General features: G+C 66.3%; 26 protein-coding genes and 1 tRNA gene. 11 read left to right on the top strand and 16 right to left on the bottom strand.

The features are described 5' to 3' along the window. Positions 1-151: 151 nt before the first annotated feature. Together AB3G45_RS21800 and AB3G45_RS21795 are read right to left on the bottom strand one after the other, a co-directional pair. On the bottom strand, positions 152-2,713 hold the full coding sequence (locus AB3G45_RS21800; RefSeq protein WP_367832540.1) for an FAD-dependent oxidoreductase: 2,562 nt from the start codon (positions 2,711-2,713) through the stop codon (positions 152-154). 158 nt (positions 2,714-2,871) lie between these two features. Beyond that, positions 2,872-3,441, bottom strand: a complete 570-nt coding sequence (locus tag AB3G45_RS21795) for a helix-turn-helix domain-containing protein (RefSeq protein ID WP_367832539.1) — start codon at positions 3,439-3,441, stop codon at positions 2,872-2,874. Positions 3,442-3,699: 258 nt separating this feature from the next. On the opposite strand from AB3G45_RS21795, the gene AB3G45_RS21790 reads away from it, so the two are divergent. After that, positions 3,700-3,846 carry a DUF1127 domain-containing protein gene (locus AB3G45_RS21790; RefSeq protein ID WP_367832538.1) on the top strand — a complete coding sequence of 49 codons (147 nt, stop codon included), beginning with the start codon at positions 3,700-3,702 and terminating at the stop codon, positions 3,844-3,846. A 464-nt stretch (positions 3,847-4,310) separates the two neighbouring features. Here AB3G45_RS21790 and AB3G45_RS21785 read toward each other — a convergent pair whose 3' ends face one another. The 3 genes from AB3G45_RS21785 to AB3G45_RS21775 all read right to left on the bottom strand — a co-directional run bounded on the left by AB3G45_RS21785 (position 4,311) and on the right by AB3G45_RS21775 (position 5,055). After that, positions 4,311-4,499: a YegP family protein gene (locus AB3G45_RS21785; protein WP_064329144.1), complete on the bottom strand. Its 189-nt coding sequence runs from the start codon at positions 4,497-4,499 to the stop codon at positions 4,311-4,313. After that, positions 4,424-4,927: a DUF6538 domain-containing protein gene (locus AB3G45_RS21780; RefSeq protein ID WP_367832537.1), complete on the bottom strand. Its 504-nt coding sequence runs from the start codon at positions 4,925-4,927 to the stop codon at positions 4,424-4,426. The genes AB3G45_RS21785 and AB3G45_RS21780 overlap by 76 nt, the downstream gene beginning before the upstream one ends. A gap of 54 nt (positions 4,928-4,981) precedes the next feature. Beyond that, positions 4,982-5,055, bottom strand: a tRNA-Gln gene (locus AB3G45_RS21775). 249 nt (positions 5,056-5,304) lie between these two features. Here AB3G45_RS21775 and AB3G45_RS21770 point away from each other — a divergent pair. The 3 genes from AB3G45_RS21770 to AB3G45_RS21760 are packed head-to-tail and all read left to right on the top strand — an operon-like array spanning position 5,305 to position 7,951. Continuing rightward, on the top strand, positions 5,305-6,855 hold the full coding sequence (locus AB3G45_RS21770) for a Ppx/GppA phosphatase family protein (RefSeq protein ID WP_367832536.1): 1,551 nt from the start codon (positions 5,305-5,307) through the stop codon (positions 6,853-6,855). Further along, positions 6,852-7,568, top strand: a complete 717-nt coding sequence (locus AB3G45_RS21765; RefSeq protein WP_367832535.1) for an RlmE family RNA methyltransferase — start codon at positions 6,852-6,854, stop codon at positions 7,566-7,568. Before AB3G45_RS21770 ends, AB3G45_RS21765 begins: the two co-directional genes overlap by 4 nt. Then, a complete protein-coding gene (locus AB3G45_RS21760) occupies positions 7,568-7,951 on the top strand; it encodes a VOC family protein (RefSeq protein ID WP_367832534.1) in 384 nt (127 codons plus the stop codon). The genes AB3G45_RS21765 and AB3G45_RS21760 overlap by 1 nt, the downstream gene beginning before the upstream one ends. A gap of 521 nt (positions 7,952-8,472) precedes the next feature. On the opposite strand, the gene AB3G45_RS21755 is transcribed toward AB3G45_RS21760, so the two are convergent. Beyond that, positions 8,473-9,882, bottom strand: a complete 1,410-nt coding sequence (locus AB3G45_RS21755; protein ID WP_367832533.1) for a DHA2 family efflux MFS transporter permease subunit — start codon at positions 9,880-9,882, stop codon at positions 8,473-8,475. 248 nt (positions 9,883-10,130) lie between these two features. On the opposite strand from AB3G45_RS21755, the gene AB3G45_RS21750 reads away from it, so the two are divergent. Beyond that, positions 10,131-11,126, top strand: coding sequence for an MBL fold metallo-hydrolase (locus AB3G45_RS21750; protein WP_367832532.1), 996 nt, complete (start codon positions 10,131-10,133; stop codon positions 11,124-11,126). A gap of 123 nt (positions 11,127-11,249) precedes the next feature. Here AB3G45_RS21750 and AB3G45_RS21745 read toward each other — a convergent pair whose 3' ends face one another. Continuing rightward, positions 11,250-11,558: a DUF1476 domain-containing protein gene (locus AB3G45_RS21745; RefSeq protein ID WP_367832531.1), complete on the bottom strand. Its 309-nt coding sequence runs from the start codon at positions 11,556-11,558 to the stop codon at positions 11,250-11,252. A gap of 289 nt (positions 11,559-11,847) precedes the next feature. Here AB3G45_RS21745 and guaB point away from each other — a divergent pair, with 289 nt between their 5' ends. The 4 genes from guaB (at position 11,848) to AB3G45_RS21725 (ending at position 15,326) form a co-directional block, all read left to right on the top strand. Next, on the top strand, positions 11,848-13,344 hold the full coding sequence (guaB, locus tag AB3G45_RS21740; protein ID WP_367832530.1) for an IMP dehydrogenase: 1,497 nt from the start codon (positions 11,848-11,850) through the stop codon (positions 13,342-13,344). A 147-nt stretch (positions 13,345-13,491) separates the two neighbouring features. Beyond that, positions 13,492-13,851: a hypothetical protein gene (locus AB3G45_RS21735; protein WP_367832529.1), complete on the top strand. Its 360-nt coding sequence runs from the start codon at positions 13,492-13,494 to the stop codon at positions 13,849-13,851. A gap of 97 nt (positions 13,852-13,948) precedes the next feature. Next, the gene (locus AB3G45_RS21730) at positions 13,949-14,368 is read left to right on the top strand and encodes an MAPEG family protein (RefSeq protein WP_367832528.1); all 420 of its coding nucleotides are present in this window, start codon (positions 13,949-13,951) and stop codon (positions 14,366-14,368) included. An 82-nt stretch (positions 14,369-14,450) separates the two neighbouring features. Continuing rightward, complete coding sequence (locus tag AB3G45_RS21725; RefSeq protein WP_367832527.1) at positions 14,451-15,326, top strand: dienelactone hydrolase family protein; 876 nt, start codon at positions 14,451-14,453, stop codon at positions 15,324-15,326. Positions 15,327-15,348: 22 nt separating this feature from the next. On the opposite strand, the gene AB3G45_RS21720 is transcribed toward AB3G45_RS21725, so the two are convergent. Beyond that, complete coding sequence (locus AB3G45_RS21720) at positions 15,349-16,302, bottom strand: LysR substrate-binding domain-containing protein (RefSeq protein ID WP_367832526.1); 954 nt, start codon at positions 16,300-16,302, stop codon at positions 15,349-15,351. A 275-nt stretch (positions 16,303-16,577) separates the two neighbouring features. Here AB3G45_RS21720 and AB3G45_RS21715 point away from each other — a divergent pair, with 275 nt between their 5' ends. Next, on the top strand, positions 16,578-16,874 hold the full coding sequence (locus AB3G45_RS21715) for a DUF1127 domain-containing protein (protein WP_367832525.1): 297 nt from the start codon (positions 16,578-16,580) through the stop codon (positions 16,872-16,874). A 147-nt stretch (positions 16,875-17,021) separates the two neighbouring features. On the opposite strand, the gene AB3G45_RS21710 is transcribed toward AB3G45_RS21715, so the two are convergent. The 6 genes from AB3G45_RS21710 to AB3G45_RS21685 form a co-directional block, all read right to left on the bottom strand. Next, positions 17,022-17,867 carry a DUF937 domain-containing protein gene (locus AB3G45_RS21710; protein WP_367832524.1) on the bottom strand — a complete coding sequence of 282 codons (846 nt, stop codon included), beginning with the start codon at positions 17,865-17,867 and terminating at the stop codon, positions 17,022-17,024. An 83-nt stretch (positions 17,868-17,950) separates the two neighbouring features. Beyond that, positions 17,951-19,324, bottom strand: coding sequence for a glutamate--cysteine ligase (locus AB3G45_RS21705; protein WP_367832523.1), 1,374 nt, complete (start codon positions 19,322-19,324; stop codon positions 17,951-17,953). A 176-nt stretch (positions 19,325-19,500) separates the two neighbouring features. After that, positions 19,501-20,238 carry a 16S rRNA (uracil(1498)-N(3))-methyltransferase gene (locus AB3G45_RS21700; protein WP_367832522.1) on the bottom strand — a complete coding sequence of 246 codons (738 nt, stop codon included), beginning with the start codon at positions 20,236-20,238 and terminating at the stop codon, positions 19,501-19,503. 9 nt (positions 20,239-20,247) lie between these two features. Beyond that, positions 20,248-21,750, bottom strand: coding sequence for an inorganic phosphate transporter (locus tag AB3G45_RS21695; protein WP_367832521.1), 1,503 nt, complete (start codon positions 21,748-21,750; stop codon positions 20,248-20,250). A 100-nt stretch (positions 21,751-21,850) separates the two neighbouring features. Next, positions 21,851-22,354, bottom strand: coding sequence for an NUDIX hydrolase (locus AB3G45_RS21690; protein WP_367833642.1), 504 nt, complete (start codon positions 22,352-22,354; stop codon positions 21,851-21,853). A gap of 80 nt (positions 22,355-22,434) precedes the next feature. Beyond that, positions 22,435-23,229, bottom strand: a complete 795-nt coding sequence (locus AB3G45_RS21685; RefSeq protein ID WP_367832520.1) for a FadR/GntR family transcriptional regulator — start codon at positions 23,227-23,229, stop codon at positions 22,435-22,437. A 144-nt stretch (positions 23,230-23,373) separates the two neighbouring features. Between AB3G45_RS21685 and AB3G45_RS21680 the strand changes: the two genes are divergently transcribed. Next, positions 23,374-24,651 (top strand): DUF3422 family protein, encoded by a 1,278-nt coding sequence (locus AB3G45_RS21680; protein ID WP_367832519.1) that lies wholly within the window; start codon positions 23,374-23,376, stop codon positions 24,649-24,651. A 15-nt stretch (positions 24,652-24,666) separates the two neighbouring features. Here AB3G45_RS21680 and AB3G45_RS21675 read toward each other — a convergent pair whose 3' ends face one another. Together AB3G45_RS21675 and AB3G45_RS21670 are read right to left on the bottom strand one after the other, a co-directional pair. Continuing rightward, entirely contained in the window at positions 24,667-25,179 is a 513-nt protein-coding gene (locus AB3G45_RS21675; protein ID WP_367832518.1) for a hypothetical protein, read from the bottom strand. 23 nt (positions 25,180-25,202) lie between these two features. Beyond that, a complete protein-coding gene (locus AB3G45_RS21670; protein WP_367832517.1) occupies positions 25,203-26,099 on the bottom strand; it encodes a LysR family transcriptional regulator in 897 nt (298 codons plus the stop codon). Between the last annotated feature and the right edge of the window lie 79 nt (positions 26,100-26,178).

The raw sequence follows: 26,178 nt of genomic DNA, 5'->3' as shown, positions 1-26,178 counted from the left end.
TAACCTCTCTTCCGTCATGGTCGGGCTTGACCCGACCACCCACGCCTCACGCGCCGCCTGGATCCTCGGCTCACGACCGAGGATGACGGGGAGGGGGCGCGGTTTGTCAACAAAAGGGGCCGGCAGCCCCGTCGTTTGACGGGGCGGCGTCTTACGTGCGCGGCTTCAGGTTTTCGGGATCATACAGCGGCTTGTAGCCGATGCCGACCACCTCGACCGGATAGGTCTCGTCGAAATATTCGATGGCGAGCTTGCGGCCCTCCTGGCAATAGGCCTGCGGCAGGTAGGCCAGCGCGATGTTCTTGCCGATGGTCGGGCCGAAGGCGATGGAGGTCGTGTAGGAGCGGCGGCCGAGGTCGTCGACCAGCACCTCGCCGGTCGCGGGGTCGACCACCGGCAGGTTGCCGAGCGGATAGCGCCTGACGCCGTTCCTGTCGGTGTTCTGCGTCATGACGAGCGTGCAGAGCATGGCAGGCTGGTGGTCGCGCGCCTTGTATTCCAGGTGCTTCGCCTTGCCGCGGAAATCCGCTTCCTTGACCTTCGGGCGGGCAAGGTCCGCCTCGATGAGGTTGTACTGGGTGAGAAGGTCGGCGTTCTGCAGGCGCAGGCTCTTTTCCATGCGGCGCGAATTGGCGTAGGTCTCCACGCCGAAGGCCATGACGCCCGTGGCGCGCAGCGCATCCCAGACGGCAAGGCCGTCCTCGTATTTCATGTGCAGCTCCCAGCCCTGCTCGCCGACATAGGAGATGCGGAAGGCAGTGACCGGCTTGCCGGCGATCTCGATCGGCTTGATCGCGGCGAAGGGGAAGTTCTCGATGTCGAGCCCGGCCGGGTCCGCGACCACCTTCTTCAGGGTTTCGCGGGCGTTCGGGCCCCAGATGCCGATGGTGATGAACTTCTCCGAGACGTCGGTGACGGTGACGTCGAGGCCGCGGTCCTCGGCGACGCGCTTCATGTAGTGGAAGTCGCGCGGGCCGGCATCGGCGCCGTTGACGAGGCGGCAGCGGTCGGCCATGCGGAAGACGGTGAAGTCGGCGCGCACCATGCCCTCGTCGTCGAGGAAGTGGGTGTAGACGCCCTTGCCGATATTGCCGTCGCCGCCGATCTTGGCCGCGCACAGCCATTCCAGCAGCTCGACATGGTCGGGGCCTTCGATATCCACCATGTGGAAATGCGAGAGGTTGACGATGCCGCAATCCTCGCTCATCGCCAGGTGCTCGGCATTGGAGACGCGCCAGAAATGGCGGCTGTCCCATTCGTTCTCGCGCACGGGAACGCGGTCGCCGTATTTCTCCAGGAGATGTTCGTTGGCCTTGTAGCCGTGCGCACGCTCCCAGCCGCCGAGCTCCATGAAGTAGCCGCCGAGCTCGACCTCGCGCTCGTAGAAGGGCGAGCGCTTGACGCCGCGGCCGCTCGCATAGGGTTCGCGGGTGTGCACGGCGGGGAAATAGATCTTCTGGGCGGCCTCGTAGGTGCGGCTCTCGATGAACGTCTCTTCGAGCTGGTGCGGGTAGAAGCGGGCATAGTCGATCGAGTTGTGGTCGATCCCGGTGCGGCCGTCCGTCATCCAGTCGGCGATCAGCTTGCCGTAGCCGGGGCCGTCCTTCACCCAGATGGCGACGCAGTACCACAGGCCCCGCACCTTCTGGCTCTCGCCGCAGGAGGGGCCGCCGGCGGCGGAGACCTGCAGGAGGCCGTTGAAGGAATGGCCCTCGTTATAGCCGAGCTCGCCGAGGATCGGCGTCAGTTCCATGGCCTTTTCCAGCGGTTCGAGGATCTGCTCCATGTCGAGGTCGCGCTGCGAGGGGGAAAGGCGCGCCTCGTGCTTTTCGAGGATGTCGCGCGGGTGGCAGAGGCGCGGATTGGTGGCTTCGTAGTAGCCCCACTCGATCTGGCCGCCCTCGGTGGTCTTCGGGTCGCCCGTATCGCGCATATAGGCGGAGTTGCCCTGGTCGCGCAAAAGCGGGAAGCCGATCTCCTTGCCGGTGCCTTCGAACTCGTTGTACGGGCCGAAGAAGGTGAGGGGATGGTCGACCGGCATGACCGGCAGGTCCTCGCCGACCATCTCGGCGATCAGGCGGCCCCAGATGCCGGCGCAGACGATGACATGGTCGGCCATGATCGTGCCGCGATGGGTGACGACGCCCTTGATGCGCCCGCCCTCGACGATCAGCGACTGTGCCGGCGTGTTGCCGTAGACCTGCAGCTTGCCGGATTTCTCGGCGGCGTCCACCAGCTTGCCGGCGACGGTCTGCGAGCGCGGCACGACGAGGCCGGCATCGGGATCGAACAGGCCGCCCATCACCTGGTCTTCCTCGATCAGCGGGAATTTCTCCTTGATCTCGGCCGGCGAGACATAGTGCGCGCGCGTGCCGAAAGCCCGGGCGGAGGAAAGCTTGCGCTTGATCTCTTCCATCCAGGCATCGTCGCCGGTGCGCGCGACTTCCAGGCCGCCGATGCGGGCGTAGTGGCCCATCTTCTCGTAGAAATCGATGGAATACTGCGTCGTCCAGACCGAGAGATAGTCGTGGCTCGTCGTGTAGCAGAAGTCCGAGGCATGCGCCGTCGAACCGATGTCGGTCGGGATGCCCGACTTGTCGATGCCCACGATATCGTCCCATCCCCGCTCGATGAGATGGTGGGCGATCGATGCGCCCACGATGCCACCCAAACCGATGATGACGACCTTCGCCTGTTGCGGAAACTCTGCCATTTGCTGGACCCCGATGAAATATTGCGGCCGATTTTAGGGCCTGCCCGCCCGCCAGTGCAGCCTGTCTGCGACGGGACCGCGACCAGTTCCGACAGTCTTCGGACAAGGCCGCGTCCGCGCTGGCCGGCATGGCGTGGATGCTGGCGGCGGGCGGAGGGTCAGGAGACCACGTTGCGCACGAAGCGCACCGGCACCGTGCCGGGATTGGCATAGGCATAGGCCTGGTCCGTCGCATAGACGGTGAAGCTGCCCGCCGCAAAATCCCGGATGACGCCCGAAAGCTCGAGCCGCAGCGTGCCCTCGGTCACGAACAGCATTTCGTGCCAGCCGGACGGATCGGGCTCGGCCGTGTAGCGCTCGCCCGGGCCGAGCGACCAGAGCCACATCTGTGCCTCCATCGTCGCCGCCGCCGTGCCCAGCAGCACCGCGGCGCTTTCCGCCCCGGCCCCCCGCCACGTCACCGCGTTGATCTCCGCCGAGGGCGCGCGGGCCGGATCGCGCACGAGATCGACGAAGCGCAGGCCCATGGCAGCGGCCAGCTTGTCGAGGCTCGACAGGCTGATATTGGCGTCGCCCCCCTCGAGCGCCACGATCATGCGCCGGCTGATGCCGGAAGCCTGCGCCAGCGCCGCCTGGCTGAGCCCGGCCGCCTGGCGAAGGCGGCGCAGATTGCCGGAGACATGGGCAAGCACGTCGCCCCGTTCTTGATCCTGCCGATTGTCGCTCATGTCGTTCCATCATCGAAAGGGCGGCGCCGCCGCGGAACGCCTTCTTAGAGCAAGTCCGGCAAAAGTGCGAAACGCTTTTGCCGCGCCCGCCCGGCCCGCAACCTTAACGGAAGATGACCAGACCCATGCATCGGTTGCATGGGTGACGTGCCAGCTTCGCGCTGTTCTGCAATGCAGCATAGCCCTATAAGACGGCTATCCAAAGACGCGGCGCCACGGACCGGTGCCGAACAGAGAGCCTCCGGAAAGGGCATCATCATGAACATGGCACGTTCCTTCAGCAATTGGCGCAAATACCGTCAGACCGTCAACGAACTCGATCGCATGACCGCCCGCGAACTGAGCGATCTCGGCATCGAGCGTTCGCAGATCAAGGTCGTCGCCCGCGCTGCCGTCGGCTTCTGACCGATACGCCGCCAACCGGCAGAATTTCCAAGACACCCGCTTCCGGCGGGTGTTTTTGCATGTGCGAACAAAACGCGCTGCGACGGGCCGTCTTGACAGTTTCAAGACATACGCTGCGCGCATCGCGCATAGCTGCCCTGCAAAACGATGCCTATCAAATAATCAAGAATCAGATATAGTCATACTTATCGAAGCAACGTACCTCCTCCCACGACGCTTCGATGATTGCAGAAGGCCCACTCCTCCTCCCAGGGCCGACTGCGGGAATGGCGACACTCCTCCTCCCAGTCGCCATTCGGTTCTATCGGAAAGCCTGCCGCACCTCCTCCCGCGGCGGGCTTTTCTGCTTCAGGGCCTTCCTTTCCTCCCCCGGACACCGGCATGCGCCGCCAGGCGCCTTTGCCCGAAATGCAAAAAGGCCCGCCGGCGGAACCGGCGGACCTTTTTCGAAAGATGGAGGTCGATCAGGCCTGCGACGTCGTGTTGTCTTCGACGGGCGCGCCCGGGCCGTTCTTCTTGATCGAGTCGATGGCGTTCTGCGCGCTGGCCTTGCTGGAATAGCCTTCCGTGGAGAACATCACTTCGCTGTTGTACTTGAAGCGGACACGAAACTCTCCGGCCTTGTCCTTGTAGATCTCAAACTTGTGCGCCATGGGCTCTCCTCCACGCAGATGGGAATCAGACACAAGCAACGTGCCAGCCCGCAAAACCGCTGGCAAGAGGCCCCCGGCCACCATCCGCCAGAAAGCGTCATCCGGCGAGGGGGCGACCGCCGCCGGCAGTCCGGAACGAGAGTTCGTCGCAAGCGGGTGATTTCATCGTCGGTAAGAATAGGAATTGCGCGGGCTCTCCCGAAAAGTTTTTCGGTGAGCCGATACAGTTCGTCCGCCCGCAGCCGCGCTGTCCTGGGGGAACAGGCTCCCAACGTGCGCACGAACGCGCGTCGTTTCAGCCCGTCGCGCAAATCGGCGGGAACGACTCTTCGGAAATGAAACATGCGCCCGCGACGGACGACGTTGGAAGGAACTGCCAAGCCGCTTCGCTCGCCTTTGTAGCGGCGGTTTGTAACAAAGCGCTTCATCCCGCCGGAGGCGGCGCGATGTCTGCAAATGATTTCAATGCGTTAGGAGAAGATTGGCTGGGGAACCTGGATTCGAACCAAGATTAACGGAGTCAGAGTCCGTCGTTCTACCGTTGAACTATTCCCCAGCAGAGGCGATGCCGGCTTGGCCGGCGCCTGTGAGGCGGGCTTATAAACAAACGGCGGCGAGATGCAAATGGTTTTTTCGGGAAAAATGCACCGGCCCGGCTTGAGCGATTTTCCGGCGTGGCGTGTCGCCGGCCCGTCATAAAAAGAATTTGGCGAACGGGCCGGGCGCTGGTAATGTCGCGGCAACGAAGATCGAGAGAGCGCCTGCTTGCAGCTTTGAAGCTTTGCGCGGCGCCATAGGCAGTAACGTGAACGACCCCGACAGCGGCGTGAAGCCGCCCGTTTCCGGGGCGCGAGATGCGGATGACGCGGGGCGGCCGAAGCGGTCGCGCCGCCGCAAGGGCAAGCAGAAGGGCGCGACAGGTCCCTCTGCCGCTTCCCTGTCCGCAGGCCAGGCGGCCGGTTCGTCCGGATCGGCTGAGCGCCCCAAGGCCACCGACGGTGGCGATACCGCGCGCAGGAACAAGCGTCGCCGACGCGGCAAGGGTGCCGGCGGCGAGAACGTGCGCCCCCTCGCGCCCGTCGGCCAGCGGGAAGCCGACCGCGACGACCAGCGCCAGGCGGAAGGCCGCAGGAAACGCCGCAAGCATCGCGGCAAGAAGGCGGGCGCGCCCGCCGCGCCGGCCCCCGCCGAGGCGGTCGTCCTCGATCCGGCGGCCGAACAGGCCGTGGACCTGCCGTCCGTTGCCCATGCCCCCGAACCGCGCCGCGAGGTGTACTTCCCGCCGCGGCCGGCCGAGCGCGATGGATACGACGCGCCGCTCTACGCCGCGCTCGACCTCGGCACAAACAATTGCCGCCTCCTCATCGCCCAGCCGACGCGGCCCGGCCAGTTCCGCGTCGTCGACGCCTTTTCGCGCATCGTGCGGCTCGGCGAAGGGCTTGCGGCGAGCGGCCGGCTCTCCGACGAGGCGATGGACCGCTCCGTCGAGGCGCTGAAGATCTGCGCGGCCAAGCTGAAGAACCGCAACATCCGCCGCGCCCGGCTGATCGCCACCGAGGCCTGCCGCGCAGCCTCCAATGGCGAGGCGTTCCTGGAGCGGGTGCGCCAGGAGACGGGGCTCGACCTGGAGATCATCAACCGCGAGACCGAGGCGCGGCTTGCGGTCTCCGGCTGCTCCTCGCTGGTCGGGCGCGAGGCGAAATCGGTCGTGCTCTTCGATATCGGCGGCGGCTCCTCGGAGATCGCGGTCATCCGCATCGGCGAGAACCGCTCCAGCCGGCTCGCCAACCACATCACGCACTGGACCTCGCTGCCGGTCGGCGTCGTCACGCTGTCCGAGCGCCATGGCGGGCGCGACGTGACGCCGGAGAGCTTCGCGGGCATGGTGTCGGAGGTCGAGACCATGCTGGCCGGCTTCGATTGCCCGGGCGATGTCGCGCGCATGGCGCCGGAGGATTTCCACCTCATCGGCACGTCGGGCACGGTGACGACGCTCGCCGGCGTGCATCTCGACCTGCCGCGCTACGACCGGCGCCGGGTGGACGGCGTCTGGCTTTCGGACGACGAGGTGACGGCCATGCAGGCGCGGCTCCTGTCCTGGGATTTCTCCGCCCGCGCGGCCAATCCCTGCATCGGGCCGGACAGGGCGGACCTGGTGCTCGCCGGCTGCGCCATCCTGGAGGCGATCCGCAAGCGTTGGCCCTCGCGCCGGATGCGCGTGGCCGACCGGGGCCTGCGCGAAGGCCTGCTCACCGACATGATGGCCGATGACGGCGTCTGGCGCCGCGGCCGCCACCGCCGCAACCAGCGCGGCGGCCCCCGCAACCCGGCAAAGCCCGAAGGACAGGCGTCATGACCAAGCCCCCGATCGGGCGCAAGCTCGGCCAGAAGGTCAAGAAGGGCAAGCTGAAGGCTTCCTCGCGCCGCTGGCTCGAACGCCATATCAACGATCCCTATGTGCAGCGCGCCAAGCTGGAAGGCTATCGCGCCCGCGCGGCCTTCAAGCTCCTGGAGATCGACGAGAAGCACAATATCCTTGCCGGCGCGCGGCGCATCATCGACCTTGGCGCGGCGCCCGGAAGCTGGTCGCAGATCGCCGCCAAGGTGACCGGTTCGAGCGATGCCGATCCGCGCGTGGCGGCCATCGACTTCCTGGAGATGGACCCGCTGCCGGGCGTCGCCATCCTCCAGATGGACTTTCTGGACGACGACGCGCCGCAAAAACTCATCGAAGCGGTCGGCGGCACGCCCAACCTCGTCATCTCCGACATGGCCGCGCCGACGACCGGCCATCGCCAGACCGACCACCTGCGCACCATGCATCTGTGCGAGGTCGCCGCCCATTTCGCCGTCGAGGTGCTGGCCGAGGGCGGCCATTTCCTGGCCAAGACCTTCCAGGGCGGCACGGAGCGCGAACTCTTGAACATGCTCAAGCAGAATTTCAGGCAGGTCATCCATGTGAAGCCCGGCGCCTCGCGGGCCGAATCGGTGGAGATGTTCCTGCTCGCCAAGGGCTTCAAGGGCCGCAAGGCGAGGGACGAGGCGGCGGAAGAGGACGCGGACGCCTGATGCTGCTCTACGCCACCGTCGGGACGAACGACCTTGCCCGTGCCGGCCGTTTCTATGACGCGGTGCTGCCGCTGCTCGGCTATGGCCGGCAGAAGCAGGCGCCGGGCGAGATCGGCTATGCGGGGGAGGACGACGTGCGCTGCCGCTTCTGGGTGGTGGAGCCGTTCAACCGCCAGCCCGCCACCTTCGGCAACGGCGTGACCGTCGCGCTCGTCGCCCCGACCCGTGCGTCCGTCGACGCCTTCCACACCGCCGCGCTCGCGGCGGGCGGCACGGACGAGGGCGCCCCGGGCCTCCGGCCGTTCCATGCGAATTTCTACGCCGCCTTCATCCGCGACCCCGACGGCAACAAGCTCGCCGCCGTGTGCGAGAGAGCGGAATAGGTTGCGCCCGGCCGGAGTGAACCCTCCGGCCGCGACGCCACCGTGGCGTGCCGAAAAGCCGTCCTGGACCGCAGCCCCGAAGAACTGCAGCAGTGTCGCTGGGATGTTTCATTCCGCGCCTCCGCGAGGAGGCAATCATGAGCCGCGTCTCCTGCCGCTTCTGCATCATGTCGTTTCGACCCACGCCTCCGTGAAGGAGGCGACCCCTCGGCATCGCGGCATGCCGGCGGTTTCAATCCGCGCCTCCGTGAAGGAGGCGACCCGCCCATCGGGCATGGCCCGTCCAGGCCGCGAGGTTTCAACCCACGCTTCCGCGATGGGGTAGGTGTAGTGCATTGTTCGCGCGGGCAAAAGTGTGAACGGGTGCGCACGGGCCGGTGGGGCATACCTTTCAGAGCATGTTGCGGTTTCCCGGTACGGGGCCGGGCGAGGGGTTTCAGGGGGATATCGCTGGTGCGAGCCGAGCTGGGATTTGCGCAGGCTTGGGATTCGCGCCGATTCGCGAGAGGAGTGAGGCGGGGTTATTTCACCGCGACGGTTTCCTCTTCCTGCGTCCTCATGCGGTGGCCGGAGACCGAGGCGCCGGCGTTCTTGGCCATGGTGAGGAAGGGCAGCACGGCGGCCAGCGTCAGGGCGGAGATGATCATGAAGGCGATCTGGAAATCGCGAAGCTCCAGCGGCGAGCCGGTCAGCGAGGTCTCGATCTCCAGGATGGCGCCGGCGACGGCCACGCCCAGCGCCAGGCTGATCTGCTGAAGCACGGCGCTCATCGAGGTCGCCTTGCTGGCGTCCGCGTCGGGGATATCGGCGAAGGACAGCGCGTTGACGCTGGTGAAGAAGAAGGACCGGGCAAAGCCGGCGATGAGGAGAACGCCGGCCATGAGCCAGAAGGACGTTTCGGGCGTGAAGAAGCCGTTCGCGAAGGTGAGGATCGCCCCGCAGACGCTGGCGACGATCAGCGTCGTGCGGAAGCCGGCGAAGGTCAGCACGCGCTTGGCGATGAATTTCGTGGTGATGGCACCGATCGCCCCGGTGAAGGTGACGAGGCCCGACTGGAAGGGCGAGAGGCCGAAGCCGACCTGCAGCATCAGCGGCATCAGGAAGGGCACCGCACCGACGGAAATGCGGAACAGCGTGCCGCCGATGGCCGCGGCCCGGAAGGCACTGTCGCGGAAGAGGCGGAGGTCGAGCAGCGGCGTGGGGTGGCGGCGGGCGTGGCGCACATAGAGCACGCCGCAGAGGAGGCCGGCCAGGGTGGCGACGATACCGATGACCGGCGGCAGGGCGGGCAGGCTGACGACCGAAAGGCCGAACATCGTGCCGGACGCGGCCACCGCGCTCAGGAAGAAACCAAGCCAGTCGAGCGGCGGCGGCGCGGCGGCGCGAATATCCGGCAGGTGAATGCCGGAGAGCACATAGCCGGCGATGCCGACCGGCACGTTGATCAGGAAGATCCAGTGCCAGGAGAAATAGGTGGTGATGAAGCCGCCGAGCGGCGGGCCGGCGAGCGGGCCGACGAGCGCGGGGATCGACAGCAGCGCCATGGCGGAGACGAGTTCGGCGCGCGAGGTGCTGCGCACCAGGACGAGGCGCGCGACGGGCGTCATCATCGCTCCGCCCATGCCCTGCAGGAAGCGCGCCACGACGAAGGCCAGAAGGCTGCCGGAAACCGCGCAGAGGATGGAGCCGACGACGAAGACGAGAATGGCGAGGCGGAAGACGCGCTTTGCGCCGAACCGGTCGGCCATCCAGCCGCTGAGCGGAATGAAGGTCGCCAGCGACACCATGTAGGAGGTGAGCGCCAGCTTGAGCGTGATCGGCCCCACGCCGAGATCGGCAGCGATGGCCGGCAGCGAGGTGGCGATGACGGTGGAATCCATCTGCTCCATGAAGAGCGCGATGGCAAGGATGAGCGGGACGATACGGTTCATCGGCAGATCGGGTTCGGAGGTCCTCTTGCGGGCCTGCCCGTCTTCTGCGCTTCCCGCCGCCGTCTGTCAAATCGCAAGACTTGCCTGCAGAACATCACCGGGCCGAAGGCTGCCCCGCGCCCGGTCATCACAAGCCCGTGATGCCGCGTGGCCGGATCGTGACAGCGGGCCGGAGGGCCCCATGTCATCTTCATGCCGATGCCGGGCGCTACACCGGCAAGGCAATCTTTCACCGAAGAGGAAGATCCATGGGACACCATTCGACACTCTCGCGCCGGTCCTTGTTTCTCGCCGCCGGCATCGGCACATTGGCCGCCCCCCTGGTGCTGAACCGCGCCGCCGTGCTTGCCCAATCGGAAAGCGATGCCACCGACATGCGTGTGAGCCCCCTTGAGACGCGCAGCCTGAAGCTCGGCAGCTTCCGCGTGCTGACGGTGCGCGACGGCATGCGCGCCTCGGGCGCGCCGAGCGAGACGTTCGGCACAGACCAGCCCGCCGAGGCCGTCGGCGCGCTGCTTGCCGAGAACTTCCTGCCGGCCGACAGCTTCGTCAACAGCTTCACCCCGACGCTGGTCGATACCGGATCGGAGGTCGTGCTGTTCGACACCGGCATGGGCGAGGGTGGCCGCGGGGCGGGCATGGGGCGCCTTCTCGAAGGGTTGAACTATGCCGGCTACACGCCGGACCAGGTCTCCGTGGTCGTCATCACCCATATGCACGGCGACCATATCGGCGGCCTGATGGAGGGCGACAAGCCGGCCTTCCCCAATGCGCGCTACGTCACCGGCCGCACGGAATACGATTTCTGGGTCAATCCCGAGCGTATGGGCACGCCGGCCGAGCAGGGCCACCAGGGCGTGCTCGCCAAGGTGCAGCCGCTCGCCGAAAAGCTGACCTTCATCGAGGACGAGGGCGAGGTCGTGCCCGGCATAAGCGGGCTCGACGCCTTCGGCCATTCGCCGGGGCACATGATCTTCCGCGTCGAATCGGAGGGCAAGGCGCTGCTCCTGACGGCCGACACGGCCAACCATTTCGTGCTCTCGCTGCAGCGGCCCGACTGGGAGGTGCGCTTCGACATGGACAAGGCGCAGGCCGCCGCGACGCGCAAGAAGGTCTTCGACATGATCGCCACCGACAGGCTCGCCTTCATCGGCTATCACATGCCGTTCCCGGCCGCCGGCTTCGTCGAGAAGGCCGGCGAGGGCTACCGCTTCGTGCCGGTGAGCTACCAGTTCGATCTCTAGAGCATTTCCAGCCGAAACGAGATCGCTTCGGCGTCGAATAATGCGGTAAAAACAATATTCTAGGATCGGAAACGAGGACGGCCCGCCGCGTCACGGGCGGGCCGTCTGGTAAAACGGGATCGCTCAGTAGCCGCGCATGTCCCGGGCGACGTCCTTCAGCATCACGACCATGCGGTCGCGCAGCTCTTCGTCGGGACAATCGACGCCCGCCGAGCGGAAATCGGCGCGGAGGCGGTTGAAGGCGCCGTCCGGCGCGCCCACGTCGGCGACCACCAGCTCGCGGGCATAGGCTTCGCCATCGGGGCGATGCATGGTGTTGGCGGCCCACAGGCCGAGCAAGGCGTTGCGGCGGGCCTGCGCCTTGAACAGGAGTTCCTGCTGATAGGCGAATTCGTTCTGGAGAGCGTCGGCCCTCTTCTTCAATGCGGACATCGTTATTCCCCCGTTTGCTTTGTTGCTGTTTTGCGCGGCCCTTTCTGTCCTGGCCACGAGACCTGTTATACACGCGAAGATTTAAAGGACCGCCAGCAGACACGGCTAAGAATCGGTCAATGCGTCAGTGCGGCAATGCGGTGGACCGGCCGCTTTTGCTATTCCCAATCCGTCATGAACGTGTTACCAGCCCTCGCCAACTTCCAAGAATTTCTTGCAAGCGACCGAGGCGGACAACTCCCAATGTTCCCCTTGGTGCGTAAGCTTTACCCTCAAAGGAACTTGGCCCATGGCGCGCATCATTGAAACGGCAACCGGTCTCGAAGCTCTGACCTTCGACGACGTCCTCCTGCAACCCGGTCACTCCGAGGTCATGCCGGGCCAGACGAACATCGCCACCCGCATCGCGCATGATTTCGAACTCAACCTGCCGATCCTCTCCTCCGCCATGGACACGGTGACGGAGAGCCGCCTTGCCATCGCCATGGCCCAGGCCGGCGGCCTCGGCGTCATCCACCGCAACCTGACGCCGGTCGAGCAGGCTGAGGAAGTCCGCCAGGTCAAGAAGTTCGAGAGCGGCATGGTCGTCAACCCCGTGACGATCGGCCCGGACGCGACGCTCGCCGATGCGCTGTCGCTGATGAAGGCGCATGGCATTTCCGGCATTCCGGTCGTCGAGAACGGCGGCAACGCCAAGGCCGGCCGGCTTGTCGGCATCCTGACGAACCGCGACGTACGCTTTGCCTCCGACCAGAGCCAGAAGATCTACGAACTGATGACCCGTGAGAACCTGATCACGGTGAAGGAAAGCGTCGACCAGCAGGAAGCCAAGCGCCTGCTTCACACGCACCGCATCGAGAAGCTGCTGGTGGTCGACGGCGACGGCCGCTGCGTCGGCCTCATCACGGTGAAGGACATCGAGAAGTCGCAGCTCAACCCGAACGCCTCGAAGGACGTGCAGGGCCGGCTTCGCGCCGCCGCCGCCATCTCCGTCGGCGATGACGGCTTCGAGCGCGCCGAGCGCCTGATCGAGGCGGGCGTCGACCTCATCGTCGTCGATACCGCGCACGGCCATTCGCAGCGGGTGCTGGACGCCGTCGCCCGCGTGAAGAAGCTGTCGAACTCCGTGCGCATCATGGCCGGCAACGTCGCGACGTCGGACGGCACCAAGGCGCTCATCGATGCCGGCGCGGACGCCGTCAAGGTCGGCATCGGCCCGGGCTCGATCTGCACCACCCGCATCGTCGCCGGCGTCGGCGTGCCGCAGCTTGCCGCCATCATGGCCTCCGTCGAGGCGGCGCAGGCCGCCGACATCCCGGTCGTCGCCGATGGCGGCATCAAGTTCTCCGGCGACCTTGCGAAAGCGATCGCCGCCGGCGCCTCGGCCGTCATGGTCGGCTCGCTGCTCGCCGGCACGGATGAAAGCCCGGGCGAGGTCTTCCTCTACCAGGGCCGCTCCTTCAAGGCCTATCGCGGCATGGGTTCGGTGGGCGCCATGGCGCGCGGCTCGGCCGACCGCTACTTCCAGGCGGAAGTGCGCGACACGCTGAAGCTGGTGCCGGAAGGCATCGAGGGCCAGGTGCCCTACAAGGGCCCGGTCTCGGGCGTGCTGCACCAGCTTGCCGGCGGCCTCAAGGCCTCCATGGGCTATGTCGGCGGCAAGGACCTCAAGGACTACCAGGACAAGGCGACCTTCGTGCGCATCTCCGGCGCGGGCCTTCGCGAAAGCCATGCGCATGACGTGACGATCACCCGCGAAAGCCCGAACTATCCCGGCGCCGTCTGATCGTTCACCGCTTGCTGATATGCCTTTGAATGCCCGGCCTTGCCGGGCATTTTCGTCTTCGGAGCCCCGCGCGAATCCTGTTTCGTTTTTCCACGCATGCGCTAGGATCGGCCGCCGGCAATCTCGCCGGTTTCACTGGGGGACAACATGAAGAAGATATTGGCTGGCGCCCTTCTGGGCCTGGGACTGGTCGTGCCTGCGCATGCGCAGACGGTCAATGCCGGCACCTACAATGTCGAAGGCACGAATCTCGACGGCTCAGCCTATGAGGGCACGGCGACGATCGAACTGACGAGCGAGACGACCTGCTCGATCGAGTGGCACACCGGTTCGACCACCTCGAACGGCATCTGCATGCTCTACGGCGATTCCTTCGCCGCCGGCTATGTGCTGGGCGATGCGGTCGGCCTCATCGTTTATCAGGTGAAGGGCGACGGGTCGCTCGACGGCGCCTGGACGATCAGCGGAAAGGACGGTTCGGGCACCGAGATCCTGACCCCGCAGTAATCGCCTCCGCCTTCGGCTTGTCGCAATGGCCCTTTCCGGTTGAGGCCTCGGCCGCAAACCCCTAAACCGGTTCGAAACGACAAGCCGAAGGATCGCCATGTCTCCCACGGAAGCCACGATCTGGCCGATGATCGCGCATGTCGCGCTCGTCTTCTGCCTCTATCTCCTGCTCTCCACGCGCCGGATGCGCGCCGTCCGGCAGGGGCATGCCCGGCCGGAGCAGTTCCGCGACAACCGCGAGGAGCCGGTCGAGAGCCTTGTCGTCAAGAATGCCATCGCCAACCAGTTCGAACTGCCGGTGCTGTTCTATGCGGTCAGCATCCTCATCTACCTCGTCGACGCCGACAATCCGGCGACCGTCGCCGGCGGCTGGCTGTTCGTGGCGCTGCGCTATGCCCATGCCTATGTGCACGTCACCGGCAATCGCCTGCGCCATCGCCGTCCGCTCTTCATCGCGGGACTGGCGGTGCTCGGCCTGTTGTGGGTCTGGCTCGGCGTCTGGCTCGCCTTGACCTGACCGGCCGGTAACGCAGTTGTGTTCGGCAGGTTTTCGCGCGGGGCCTATCTTATTTCGCGCAGAACCAGCCGGAGGATCCGCCGTGGACAAGTCGCAGATCACGCAGGCGATGATCGACGCCTATGACGAATATACCCACCTGACGCTCGATCGCCGCCGTTTCATGGAGCGCCTGACGGCGCTTGCCGGCTCGGGAGCGGCGGCCGCGGCCATCGCCCCGTTGCTGGCGGCGAATTCCGCGAGCGCCGAGATCATCGCTTCCGATGACGGGCGTCTTGCCGCCAAGGATGTCGTCTATGGCGGCAGTTCCGGTGAGATGAAGGGCTATCTGGTGCGGCCGAAGGAGGCGACGGCCCCGCTCGGCGCCGTCATCGTCATCCACGAGAACCGCGGGCTCAATCCGCATACCCGCGATGTCGCGCGCCGCATGGCGCTGGAAGGCTTCATCGCGCTCGCGCCGGATTTCCTGTCGCCTGCGGGCGGCACGCCGGACGACGAGGACAAGGCGCGCGAAATGATCGGCACGCTCGATCCGGCGGCGACGGCGGCCAATGCGGAGGCGAGCCTGCAGTTCCTCGCCAAGCTCGACGGGGCGAACGGCAAGGTCGGCGCCGTCGGCTTCTGCTGGGGCGGCGGCCTCGTCAACCGCTTCGCCACCCGCTCGCCGGAGCTGAAGGCGGGCGTCGCCTACTACGGATCGCAGGCCGCGGCGGAGGACGTGCCCGCCATCAAGGCGGCGCTGATGCTGCACTATGCCGGCCTCGACGAGCGCATCAATGTCGGTATCGACGCCTACCGCAAGGCGCTGGAGGAGAACGGCAAGACCTTCGAGATCCACGTTTACGACGGCGTCAATCACGCCTTCAACAACGACACCTCGGCCGCGCGCTACGACAAGGCCGCGGCCGACCTCGCCTGGCAGCGCACGGTGGACTTCCTGAAGAAGACCCTCGCCTGAGCGGCCCCGCAGGGAGGCCAGGTCACCATCCGGGCAGGATGTTTCCGGATCGGTGCCGCGGCACGCGCGGAAACAGCTTTACCTCCGCCTCCGGCAGGTCGTCGACGGCGGCCAGCGGCGTGATGTTGTCGAGACAGGCGCTGATATGGCTGGTGATGGCATTGGACAGCGAGGGCGAGAGGCCCGGCCGCCGCATGATGCCGATCTGAACCGGCGCGAGCGGGGGGAAGCCGTCCGCCTGCGTCAGCACCTTCATGCCGGGGCGCAGCGCCGATTCCGGCAGGACCGAAACGGCCATGCCCGCCATGACGGCGGCGGCGACGACGGTCGACGACCAGCTCGTGAACAGCACCTGGTAGTCGCGCCCGACGGAATCGAGCGCGGCGCAGGCGATCTGCCGCCACTGGCAGTCGCGCCGGCCGACGGCGAGCGGCACCGGCGCGTTCTCCGGCAGCGGATGGTTGGCCGACATCACCCAGCAGAGCGGCTCCGTGCGCACCACGTCGGACTGGCGCTGGCGCGGGTTGTGGGTGACGAGCGCGATATCGAGCTCGCCCTTGGCCATCTTCTCGGCGAGGTCCACCGAGGGCTCGCAGACGATGAAGAGCTCGACATTCGGATGGGTCTTGGCGAACCGCATGATGATCTCGGGCATGTAGCGGTCGGCATAGTCGTCCGGCGTGCCGATGCGCAACAGGCCCTCGAGGCGGTTGTCGTCGAAGGCGGCGATGGCCTCGTTGTTGAGGCGCAGCATCCGGCGGGCATAGTTGAGCAGGCGCTCGCCCTCCGCCGTCAGCCGGTTGCCGCGGCCGTCCTTCATGAAGAGCTGCTTGCCGATGCGCTCCTCGAGGCGCCGCATCTGCATGGAGACGGCCGACTGGGTCTTGAAGACCCGTTCCGCGGCCCGGGTGAAACTGCCGGTATCGGCGATCGCCACGAAGGTCTGGAGCTGGTCTATGTCTAGCGGAGCGGACATAACGATATCCATAAGATTGTTTGATTGATACTATTAGAAACATTCGTTGGACTGATCAATGGCTTTCTGCGAAAAAGCAAGTGTCGAACGCATGACCTTTCCGCCAGGCATCGTTCGGCAGGATCTGCCGCCTCCCTCGACCTCCCGGTGACGGCTCTTCTTGAAAAGCGACTTTTGAACCGCCACCCGACCCTTGCGGGCGGCGAACGATCACGGGCGCCGTGCGAAACCCCATCGAAGGACGATGGATCGCCGGGCCGGAAAGGAGAAATGCCATGCGCATGATCGACCGCAGACTGGAAATCGACAGCCTCGCAACGCGCCGCCCGGGCCAGAGCCTCTTCGCCCGCCTCCGCTATGCCGCCTACAAGCTCGTCCGCGCCTGGCAGAACCGCCGCGTGGTCAACCGGTTGAACGAGCTCGACGATCATCAGCTCTTCGACATGGGGCTGTGCCGGGGCGACGTGCAGAGCGTCCGCACCGCGTCCTTCTTCACCGATGCGGGCCTGCATCTGACGATCGCCGCGCGCGAGCGCGCCCGTCGTCACCTGCGCAGCGGCCGCATGGATTGATTTCCGATGGCGTCGCCCTATCTCCCCGGTCGACACCTGACTTCCCCGCAGGGTGAGAGCCAATAACCCTGCCGCTTGCCCGGCGTGCGACTCCCAAGGTCCGCGTCGGGCTTTTTCAAAGGATTTTCCGCCCGGCCGCTCCCGGCCTCAGGACTTGCCGCCGCCCTCCGGCTGCATGCCGCCGCGAATGGTCTCGAAGATCGCTTCGACGTTGCGTTGATAGTCCTTCTGCATTTCCAGCCCGGTATCGAACATCGTGTTGACGGCGGCTTTCAGCGAATCGGCCGGGGAGGCCGCTTGTTCACTCGGCTTGCTGCCTTCCGCCGGCTGGCCGGCCATGCCCGCCATCATGTCCTGGAAGGCCTTGGCGAAGGGATTGTCGGCAAAGGGATTGGCCGGCGCTTCCTTCTTCGTGCCGAAAAAGTCCCGGGCGGCCTGCGCGAAGGGATTGTCGGTGAAAGGGTTCGCCGGTTCGGGCTTGGGGGCCATGCCGGTCGCCTCGGCCCATTGCCGCATCATGTCGGCAAAGGGATTGGCCGGCGTCTTGCCCGCATCGGCGCCGGGAAAGAAGGGGGCGAAGGATTGCTTGAAGAGGCCGCCCATCAGCGCGCTCGCCATGACGGGCAGCATCTGCTTGTAGATGTCCTGGCCGATGCCGGTCATCTGCGCCGCCTGCGCGGCGATGGCGCGCGAGACCTCCTTGTTGCCGAAGAGATGGCCGAGAATGCCGTTGCCCTCGGCAAGCCCCTGCGGCGTGAAGGCCTTGCTGATGTCCTCGAAATATTTCGCGTGGTCGCCGGTGGTCAGCGCCGTCATGAAGGCGGCGAGATCGTAGGGATTGGCGGCGTTGCGCTTGAAACCCTCGGAGAAGGCCGGCATCAGCGCGGCGACGGCCTTGGCCGCCTGCTCCTGCGCCAGCCCGTATTGCCGCGCCATGGTCTCGACGGCATTGCCGTTCTGCGCCTGCATCATCATGTCGTAGAGCGAAAGCATAACGAACCCTTTCCCGTTGGCAGGCATGTGCCTGCACTATAACGGGAATTTCGGCCGCGCAAACCGCTTTTTGGCGTCGTGCCTCAGTACTGGTAGTCGGTGAAGACCGGCTCGACGGAACCGTTCCAGCGGCCGTTGTAGAGCGCCAGCATGTCTTCGGCGAGCGTCGCCTTCTTCGCCAGCACCTCGTCGAGCGGCGCAAGGAAGATCGCCTCGTCGATGCCGTCGCCGTTGAGCCGCGCCCGGGCGGCAAGGCCCTGGCGGGAGATCGCGACCACCTCGCGGGCGACGTCGAGCAGCGGCTTGCCGCGGAAATCGGCTCTCAGTCCTTCGGCCGGCACGGCATTGCGCAGCGCCGTCACCTCCTCGACCGTCCAGTCGCGCGTCAGGGCCTCGGCGGCATCGAGCGCGCCGTCGTCATAGAGCAGGCCCACCCAGAAGGCGGGCAGCGCACAGATGCGCCGCCACGGGCCGCCGTCGGCGCCGCGCATTTCCAGGAAGCGTTTGAGGCGCACGTCGGGGAACAGCGTGGAAAGGTGGTTCGTCCAGTCGCCGAGGTTCGGCTCCCAGTCGGCGATCTCGCCCTTCAGCGCGCCGGCCATGAACTGGCGGAAGGTGATGTGCGTGCAGTCGTGGTACTTGCCGTCGCGCACGACGAAATACATCGGCACGTCGAGCGCCCATTCGACATAGTCGATGAAGCCGAAATCCGGCTTGAAGGCGAAGGGGATGAGGCCGGCGCGGTTGTTGTCCGTGTCGCGCCAGATGTCGCCGCGCCAGGAGAGCAGCCCGTTCGGCTTGCCTTCCGCGAAGGGCGAGGAGGCGAAGAGGGCGGTCGCCATGGATTGCAGCTTCAGCGAGGCCTGCATCTTGCGGCGCATGTCGGCTTCCGAGGAGAAGTCGAGATTCACCTGGATCGTGCAGGTGCGGTACATCATGTCCAGACCCTGCGTGCCGACCTTCGGCATGTAGCGGGTCATGATGTCGTAGCGGCTTTTTGGCATGCGCGGCGTTTCCGCGAAGGTCCATTTCGGGCTGCCGCCCATGCCGAGGAAGCGGATACCGAGCGGTTCGGCGATCTCGCGCAGCGTGGCGAGGTGCTGGTTGGATTCCTTGCAGGTCTGGTGCAGGTTCTCCAGCGGCGCGCCGGAAAGCTCGAACTGGCCGCCGGGCTCCAGCGAGATGGCGCCCATGCCGGACGGTTCGGCAAGGCCGATGATGTTGCCGGCATCCATGATCGGATCCCAGCCGGTCTTGGCCTGCATGCCGTTCAGCAGCGCCGAAATGCTGGCCTCGCCGAAATAGGGCACGGGGCTGTTGTCGGCCGTAAAGAAGACGAATTTCTCGTGCTCGGTGCCGATACGGAACTTCTCCTTCGGCTTGTTGCCGTCGGCGAGGTAATCCGCCATGTCCGCGACGGTGCGGATCGGCGTCTGGTCGGTGGTATCACGGGCCATGGGCGTCTTCTTCTGAACGGATGGCGCCCGGGCGGAGTGCCGGGCCTTGGGAGGGTGCTTGGACCGGAATTAGATGCGGTGCAAGCGAATTCCTTTCAAGGCAGATTCAAAAAAACCCATTCGACTTTTTTCGAAAAAGCGCTTTCTTGCGTTCCCGCAAATCCGTGCCGGTCCGCTCAGCGCCAGTCGCCGATCGCCGCCTGGATGACGGCCATCGCCGCGACCGCCGCCGTGTCGGCGCGCAGGATGCGCGGGCCGAGCGGAATGGGCGTCACGAAGTCGAGATTGCGCAGGAGCGTGCGCTCCTCGTCGGAAAAGCCGCCTTCCGGGCCGACGAGCAGCGCGAGCTTGCGCTCCTCGATGGCCTCAAGCGCTGCAAGCGGGTTCTGGCTGCCATGGCCCTCGTCGCAGAAGACGATGCGCCGCTCGTGCGGCCAGGCGGAGAGCAGGTCGTCGAGCTTTTTCGGCGGCATCACCTCGGGGATCACCAGGATGCCGCACTGTTCCGCCGCCTCGACGGCATTGGCCTGCAGCCGCTCCAGGCTGGTGATCCTGCCCTGCACATGCTGGGTCATAACGGGTTGCAGCACGCCGGCGCCCATCTCCACCGCTTTCTGCACGATATAGTCGAGCCGGCCGACCTTCAGCGGCGCGAAGAGGTAGTGGAGGTCGGGCGGCGCCGGCTGCGGCCGGGTCTGCTCGACGGGGATGAGCAGCAGGCGCTTGCGGGTGGGGAAGGAGAGGGTGGCGTGCCATTCCCCGTCACGGCCGTTGAAGAGCAGCACGGCGTCGCCGTCGGCCATGCGCAGCACGTTGGAAAGGTAGTGGAAATGGTCCTTCGACGCCTCGAAGGGTAATCCCGCGGCAAGGGCGTCGCCGACGAAGAGGCGCTGCATCCGGTAATTGGCACGCATGGTCGTATCTCAGGTGAAAAGCGCGTTGAAGGCGAGGAAGACGGCGGCCGAAAGGGCCGCCGAAACGGGCAGCGTCACGATCCAGGCCGAGACGATCGTCATGAAGTGGGAGCGCCGCACGAGATAGCGCCGGCGCGTCTCGTCGAGATTGGCCGGCTCCTCTTCCTCGGACGCGATGCGGTTGCCGCGGCTGCGGATATAGTCGATGCGGCGCTTCGAATTGCGCGTGTACCATTCGCGAAACAGGCCGACGCCGAAGACGGCGCCGACGGCGATATGCGTCGAGGAGACGGGGATCGCAAAGGCCGACGCTGTCAGAACCGCGACGGCGGAGGACAGCGCCACGCAGAAGGCACGCATCGGGTTGAGCTTGGTGATCTCGCTGCCGACGATGCGGATGAGGCGCGGGCCGAAGAGCAGGAGGCCGAGCGAGATGCCGAAGGCGCCGATGACCATCACCCAGAGCGGGATTACCGCTCCGCCCTCGACGCCCGAACGCAGCGCCGAGACCACGCCGTAGAGCGGGCCGACGGCATTCGACACGTCGTTGGCGCCGTGGGCGAAGGAGAGCAGCGCCGCCGAACAGATCAGCGGGATGCGGAACAGGGTGCGCAGCGACTGGTTGCGGTTGTCGAGCCCTTCCGCATGGCGCCGGACGATCGGCCGCGTGACGACATAGGTGGCAAGGCCGAAGCCGACGCCGATGAGCAGTGCCGCGCGGAGGGAAAGGTCGACCGCGCCGTTGGTGCCGCCATTGGCGATGAAGGCCGCGAAGGCGCCGGCCATGACCGCCACCAGCACCGGCACCCAGGTTTTCGCCGCGCCGATCTTGTCCTCGCGGTAGATGATGAATTCCTTGATGAAGAAGAGGAATGCCGCGGCGATCACGCCGCCGAGGATCGGCGAGACGGTCCAGCTGACGACGATGACGGCGATGGCATCCCATTGCACGCTGTGGAAGCCGCTTGCCGCCGCGCCCGCGCCGATCACCCCGCCGACGATGGCGTGGGTGGTGGAGATCGGCGCATTGGCGAGCGTGGCGAGGTTGATCCAGAGCGCGGCGGAGACGAGGGCCGCCATCATCGCCCAGGCATAGGTCTCGGGGCTGGGGAAGATCGAGCGGTCGACGATGCCGAAGGCGACCGTCGCCGCCACGCCCTGGCCGGCGAGCAGCGCCCCGGCGATTTCGAAGATCGCGGCGATGACAAGGGCGACGCCCATGCTCATGGCGCGCGCGCCGACGGCCGCGCCCACATTGTTCGTCACGTCGTTGGCGCCGATGTTCATGGCCATATAGGCGGCGAGCGCCGCCGTGATGGCGACGATGAGCACGCCGGGCGTGCCGGTGGCGAACGAGCCGGCGACGGCCATGGCGACGAGGAGGAAGACCAGCGCGATGCCGACACCCGTCCACGAGCGCAGCACGAAATGCGTCGCCTGTTCGGTGAAGGTGAACTTTTCCAGGTCCTTGTCCAGCGTCGGCTTGTGTCGCTGAACCTGTGAATTGGCCATTCCTGCTGCTCCGTTGCGGAGCCCCAAGGGGCTCTCGGCCGACAGGCACTATCGCCTCAAGGCACCGGCGGCAATACGACAAGGGCCGATAGGGACGTTATCAGGCGTCGGGCGTGCCGTTCGGGGCGATTTCGGCCAGCATCGTGCGCTCGAAGGCGAGAATGAGGTTCTTGAGGCCCGGTTCCTGCACGCGGCCGGCGGCTTCCGGGCAGCTCACCCATTCGGCGCGCCGCTCGTCCTTCTCGGGGAAATTCTTGCTGAGGTCGTCGACGGCGAGCGGGAAGACGCGTACCCGGCACTCGACCTTCAGCCCGTGCGGCAGGCCCTTGAGATAGTTGTAGCTGCCGACCGGCGTGTTGCGGATGGTCCCCTTCACGCCCGCCTCCTCCCAGGCCTCGCGCGCGGCGGCCGCCGCGGCGCTCTTGCCGTCCATCGGCCAGCCCTTGGGAATGACCCAGCGTCCGGTGTCGCGGCTGGTGATGAGGAGGATCTCGATCGCCGGCTGCTGCTTCCTCACCCGATAGCACAGCGCACCATACTGCTCGCGGACGGGCCGGCGGAACATCAGATGGACGTCGCTGACGATGCGGTTGAGAATGTTCAAGGTCTTCTTCATTCCTTTGTCGGGATATGCCGTTCGAGTCGGTCTAGCCCATCTTGCTTGCGCGGGATTTGCGGCGCAAGTCAGGCTTGTGGCGGAAGCCCGCGCTTTTGCATGCGCAATTGCGAGATCCGCTGCCATTCGCCGCTGCGCTCGGCGTCGCGGATGGCGGTTGCGATATAGTCCATATGCGCCTGGGCCGCCTTTCGCGCCGCGGCCCCGTCGCCGGCCATGATCGCGGCATAGATCGCCTCGTGCTGGGCGAGCAGGTGGCCGCGCGCTTCCTCGGAGGAGAAGACGAGGTGGCGGTGGAAAAAGATCCCCTGGGCGAGCAGGCGGTAGCAGGCGCGCAGCGTGTGCAGGAGCACGATGTTGTGCGCCGCCTCGCCGATCGCGTTGTGCAGCTCCACGTCGGTTTCCAGCTCCGCATCGAAGGAGTCCCCCGCATGGGCCGCGCGCATCGCCTCCATGATGCGCGTCAGCATCTGCCGGTCGTATTCCGTGGCGCGGCGGGCGGCGAGCTCGGCGGTGATGCCCTCCAGCTCGCGGCGATACTCGACATAATCCTCCGTCGCGCGCTGGTGGCGGGCGATGAGGTCGACGACCGGGCGGGAGAACACCTGGCCGATGATGTCGGCGACATAGGTGCCGCCGCCGTGCTGGCTGACCAGCAGGCCGCGGGTCTCCAGCTCCTTCAGCGCCTCGCGCAGGATGGGGCGGGAGACGTCGAGCCGCTTGGAAAGCTCGCGCTCGCCGGGCAGCCGGTCGCCGTCGCGCAGCACGCCCTCCAGCAACAGGAGTTCGATCTGCCGCACGACCTCGTCGGAGGTGCGGCTGTGGCTGATGCGGGCGAAAAGGTCGAAGGCGGTGTCGGTCACGCTCGGAACACTAGCAATGCGCAGCGAAACTGGTCAACAATCTTGTCCAGTCGGTATGTGTGGACCTGCGTCAATGCGCCCTATCTCCAGGGGCCTGACATTTGTTAAGACTATGCTGTTGCACACGAGGGGGCAGTGCAGGACATGGCAAAGGGCAGCTTCGCCTTTCCGCAGGCGGCCGCGCGTGCGCAGGCGCTGGGGGAAATTCACGCAAGACCGTATGCGCTGGTGTCGTCGCCGCGCGTCATCTTCCAGCTCGCCTTCCTGACGGAGGGCGGCTCGGCGGTCGATCACGCCGTGATGGGGGAATTGTCGCGCTCGCGCGGCATTTCCCCGCCGGGGCGCGATGCCAGCCACCATGCGCTGAGCTGGGGGCAGGGCACGCTGCGCTGGGAGCGGCACACCGAGTTCTCGACCTATTTCTGGGACGCGCCGGCGCCGGACAAATTCGGCGGCGAGGTTCCGGTCCATCCGTTCGGCGACAGCTTCTCGCCGCCCGGCACGCTGATCTCGGGCATCCGCCTGGAGATCCGGCCCGACACGCCGGAAACCCGCGAGGCGATCTCCACCTTCGATCCGACCAGCCTCTGTTACAGCGAGATCAAGAACGGTCAGGGCGCGATCCTCACCGACTTCCGCCAGAACGGCGACGGGCTGACGCAGATCCTCATCATCGACCGCAGCATGACGGAGGCCGGGCGCGGCGCGCTCGTCCAGCGCCTGCTCGACATCGAGACCTACCGCACGCTCGCCATGATGGGCCTGCCGCTCGCCCAGTCGCTGTCGCCGGATATCCGCCGCATCGAGGACGGGCTGACCGGCATCACCAATTCCATGAAGCAGCACGCCCGCGACAGGGCCGATACGCTGCTGACCGAGATCACCCGGCTCGCCGCCGAGCTGGAGGCCAATGCGGCGCTCAGCCTCTACCGCTTCGGCGCCAGCCGCGCCTATTACGGCATCGTGCAGGAGCGCATCCGCATGCTCGCCGAAACGGCGGTGTCGGGCTACGAGACGCTCGGCTTCTTCCTGGAGCGGCGCCTGGCGCCGGCCATGCGCACCTGCCAGTCGGTGGAGGAGCGCCAGGCGAACCTTTCGCGCAAGCTCGCCCGCGCCACCGCGCTCCTCAGAAGCTGGATCGACGTGGAGCTGGAACAGCTCAATACCGGCCTGCTCAATTCCATGGACCGCCGCGCCAAGCTGCAACTGCGCCTGCAGCAGACCGTCGAGGGCCTGTCGGTCGCCGCCATCTCCTATTATGTCGTCGGCCTGTTCGGCTATGTCGCCAAGGCGGCGCACGGGCTCGGCCTGCCGATGAAGCCGGAAACGCTGACCGGCATCGCCGTGCCCTTCGTCATCGTCGGCATGTGGCTGCTCGTGCGCGCCATCCGCCATCGCCACGCGGAAGAGGACAAGCACTGAGGGGATACCTGCTGCTCAGGTCGACAGGTCGCACTGGTAGCGCGGCACGCCGTCGGTGACGACAAAGCCGGTGTCCCAGCCGAAGCCGGTCTCGTCCTGCTCTTCAAGCTTCCGCTTCGCCGCAAGGCCGCGCTGCGAGAACGCCGCCTCGGCGGCCTTCAGCGCGTCGGCGGGAAAGATCACGGCCTGATAGCTGAAGCCGCTGGCAAGCGCGGTGATATAGATTTCGATCTCCCTGACCGGCACGTCGCGCCAGGTGCCGTCGGTCACGGGCAGCACGATGTGCAGGTACTCGTCCTGCGGCCGGACGATGGGCTGACCGAAGACGGCCTCATAGCCGGCGGGAATGGCGATGGCGCCTTCCTGGCGCGCGAAGGCGTAGCTGGATTGCAGGAGGCCCGCCAGCGCGTCGCCGTAGTCGCAGGCGTCGTCGACCCCCTGGAGCAGGTCGTCGAGCGGCCGTGCGCTCGCCGCCGCCGGGAGCGCCAGCCCGATCGTCGCCGCCATCATCGCCGTCCTGCCGATCATCGCCGTTCTCTCCTCATCATGCCTCAGCGCTCCCAATAGGGCACGGGGCCGTAGAGGTCGGCGAGGTAGTCGATGAAAAGCCGCACCTTGACGGGCAGGAACTGCCGGCTCGGATAGACCGCCGAGAGCACCACGTTGCGCGAGCCCTCGTATTGCGGCAGCACCTGGGTGAGTTCCCCGCTCTTCAGCGCCGGGCCGACGTCCCAGGTCGAGCGCAGCGCGATCCCCAGGCCGGAGAACACGGCCTCGCGGACCACTTCGCTGGAATTGGTATAGAGTTGCCCCTGCGGGCGATAGGTGACGTTGCCCTCCGGCCCTTCCAGCCGCCAGACGTCCTGGGTATGCGGCGGCAGGCAGGCATGGGCGGGAAGGTCGTCGAGCGAGGCCGGCATGCCGTGGCGGGCGATGTAGTCCGGCGATGCGCACAGAACGCGCCGCACCGGGGCGAACCTGCGGGCGACCAGCGAGGAATCGGACAGTTCGCCGATACGGATGGCAAGGTCGAAGCCGCCGCCGACGATATCGGAAAAGTCGTCGGTCAGCATCAGGTTGACGACGAGTTCCGGATAGGCATCCATGAAGCCCTTGAGATTGGGGGCGATATGCATGCGGCCGAAGGAGGTGGGAGCGGAAATCCTCAGCGTGCCGCGCACCGCGCCGGAGCGGCCCGAGACGAAGGCCTCGGCCTCCTCGATGCCGGAAAGGATGCCGACGATGCGGTCGTAGAAGCCCTGGCCGGCCTCGGTCAGCGAGATCTGCCGCGTCGTGCGCTGGAAGAGGCGGCTGCCGAGGCGCTCCTCCAGCCGTTTCACCCGCTTGGAGACGACGGCGGGCGAAAGGCCGAGCGCCCGGCCGGCCGCCGACATGCTGCCCATGGCGATGACGCGGGAGAAGATTTCGAGATCGCCGAGATTGGTCATTCCATCGAGTCCATTCTTGCCGAAGCGGAGAAAATGCTTAGCATTTGCACCCTGCAATAGGAAGTGGTAAACAAAACAG

Origin of the sequence: Shinella sp. S4-D37, from assembly GCF_040812195.1 — a bacterium.
Classification (GTDB): Bacteria; Pseudomonadota; Alphaproteobacteria; order Rhizobiales; family Rhizobiaceae; genus Shinella.
Note: the sequence above shows the minus strand (reverse complement) of the source record. Positions and strands in the feature narration are given on the sequence as shown.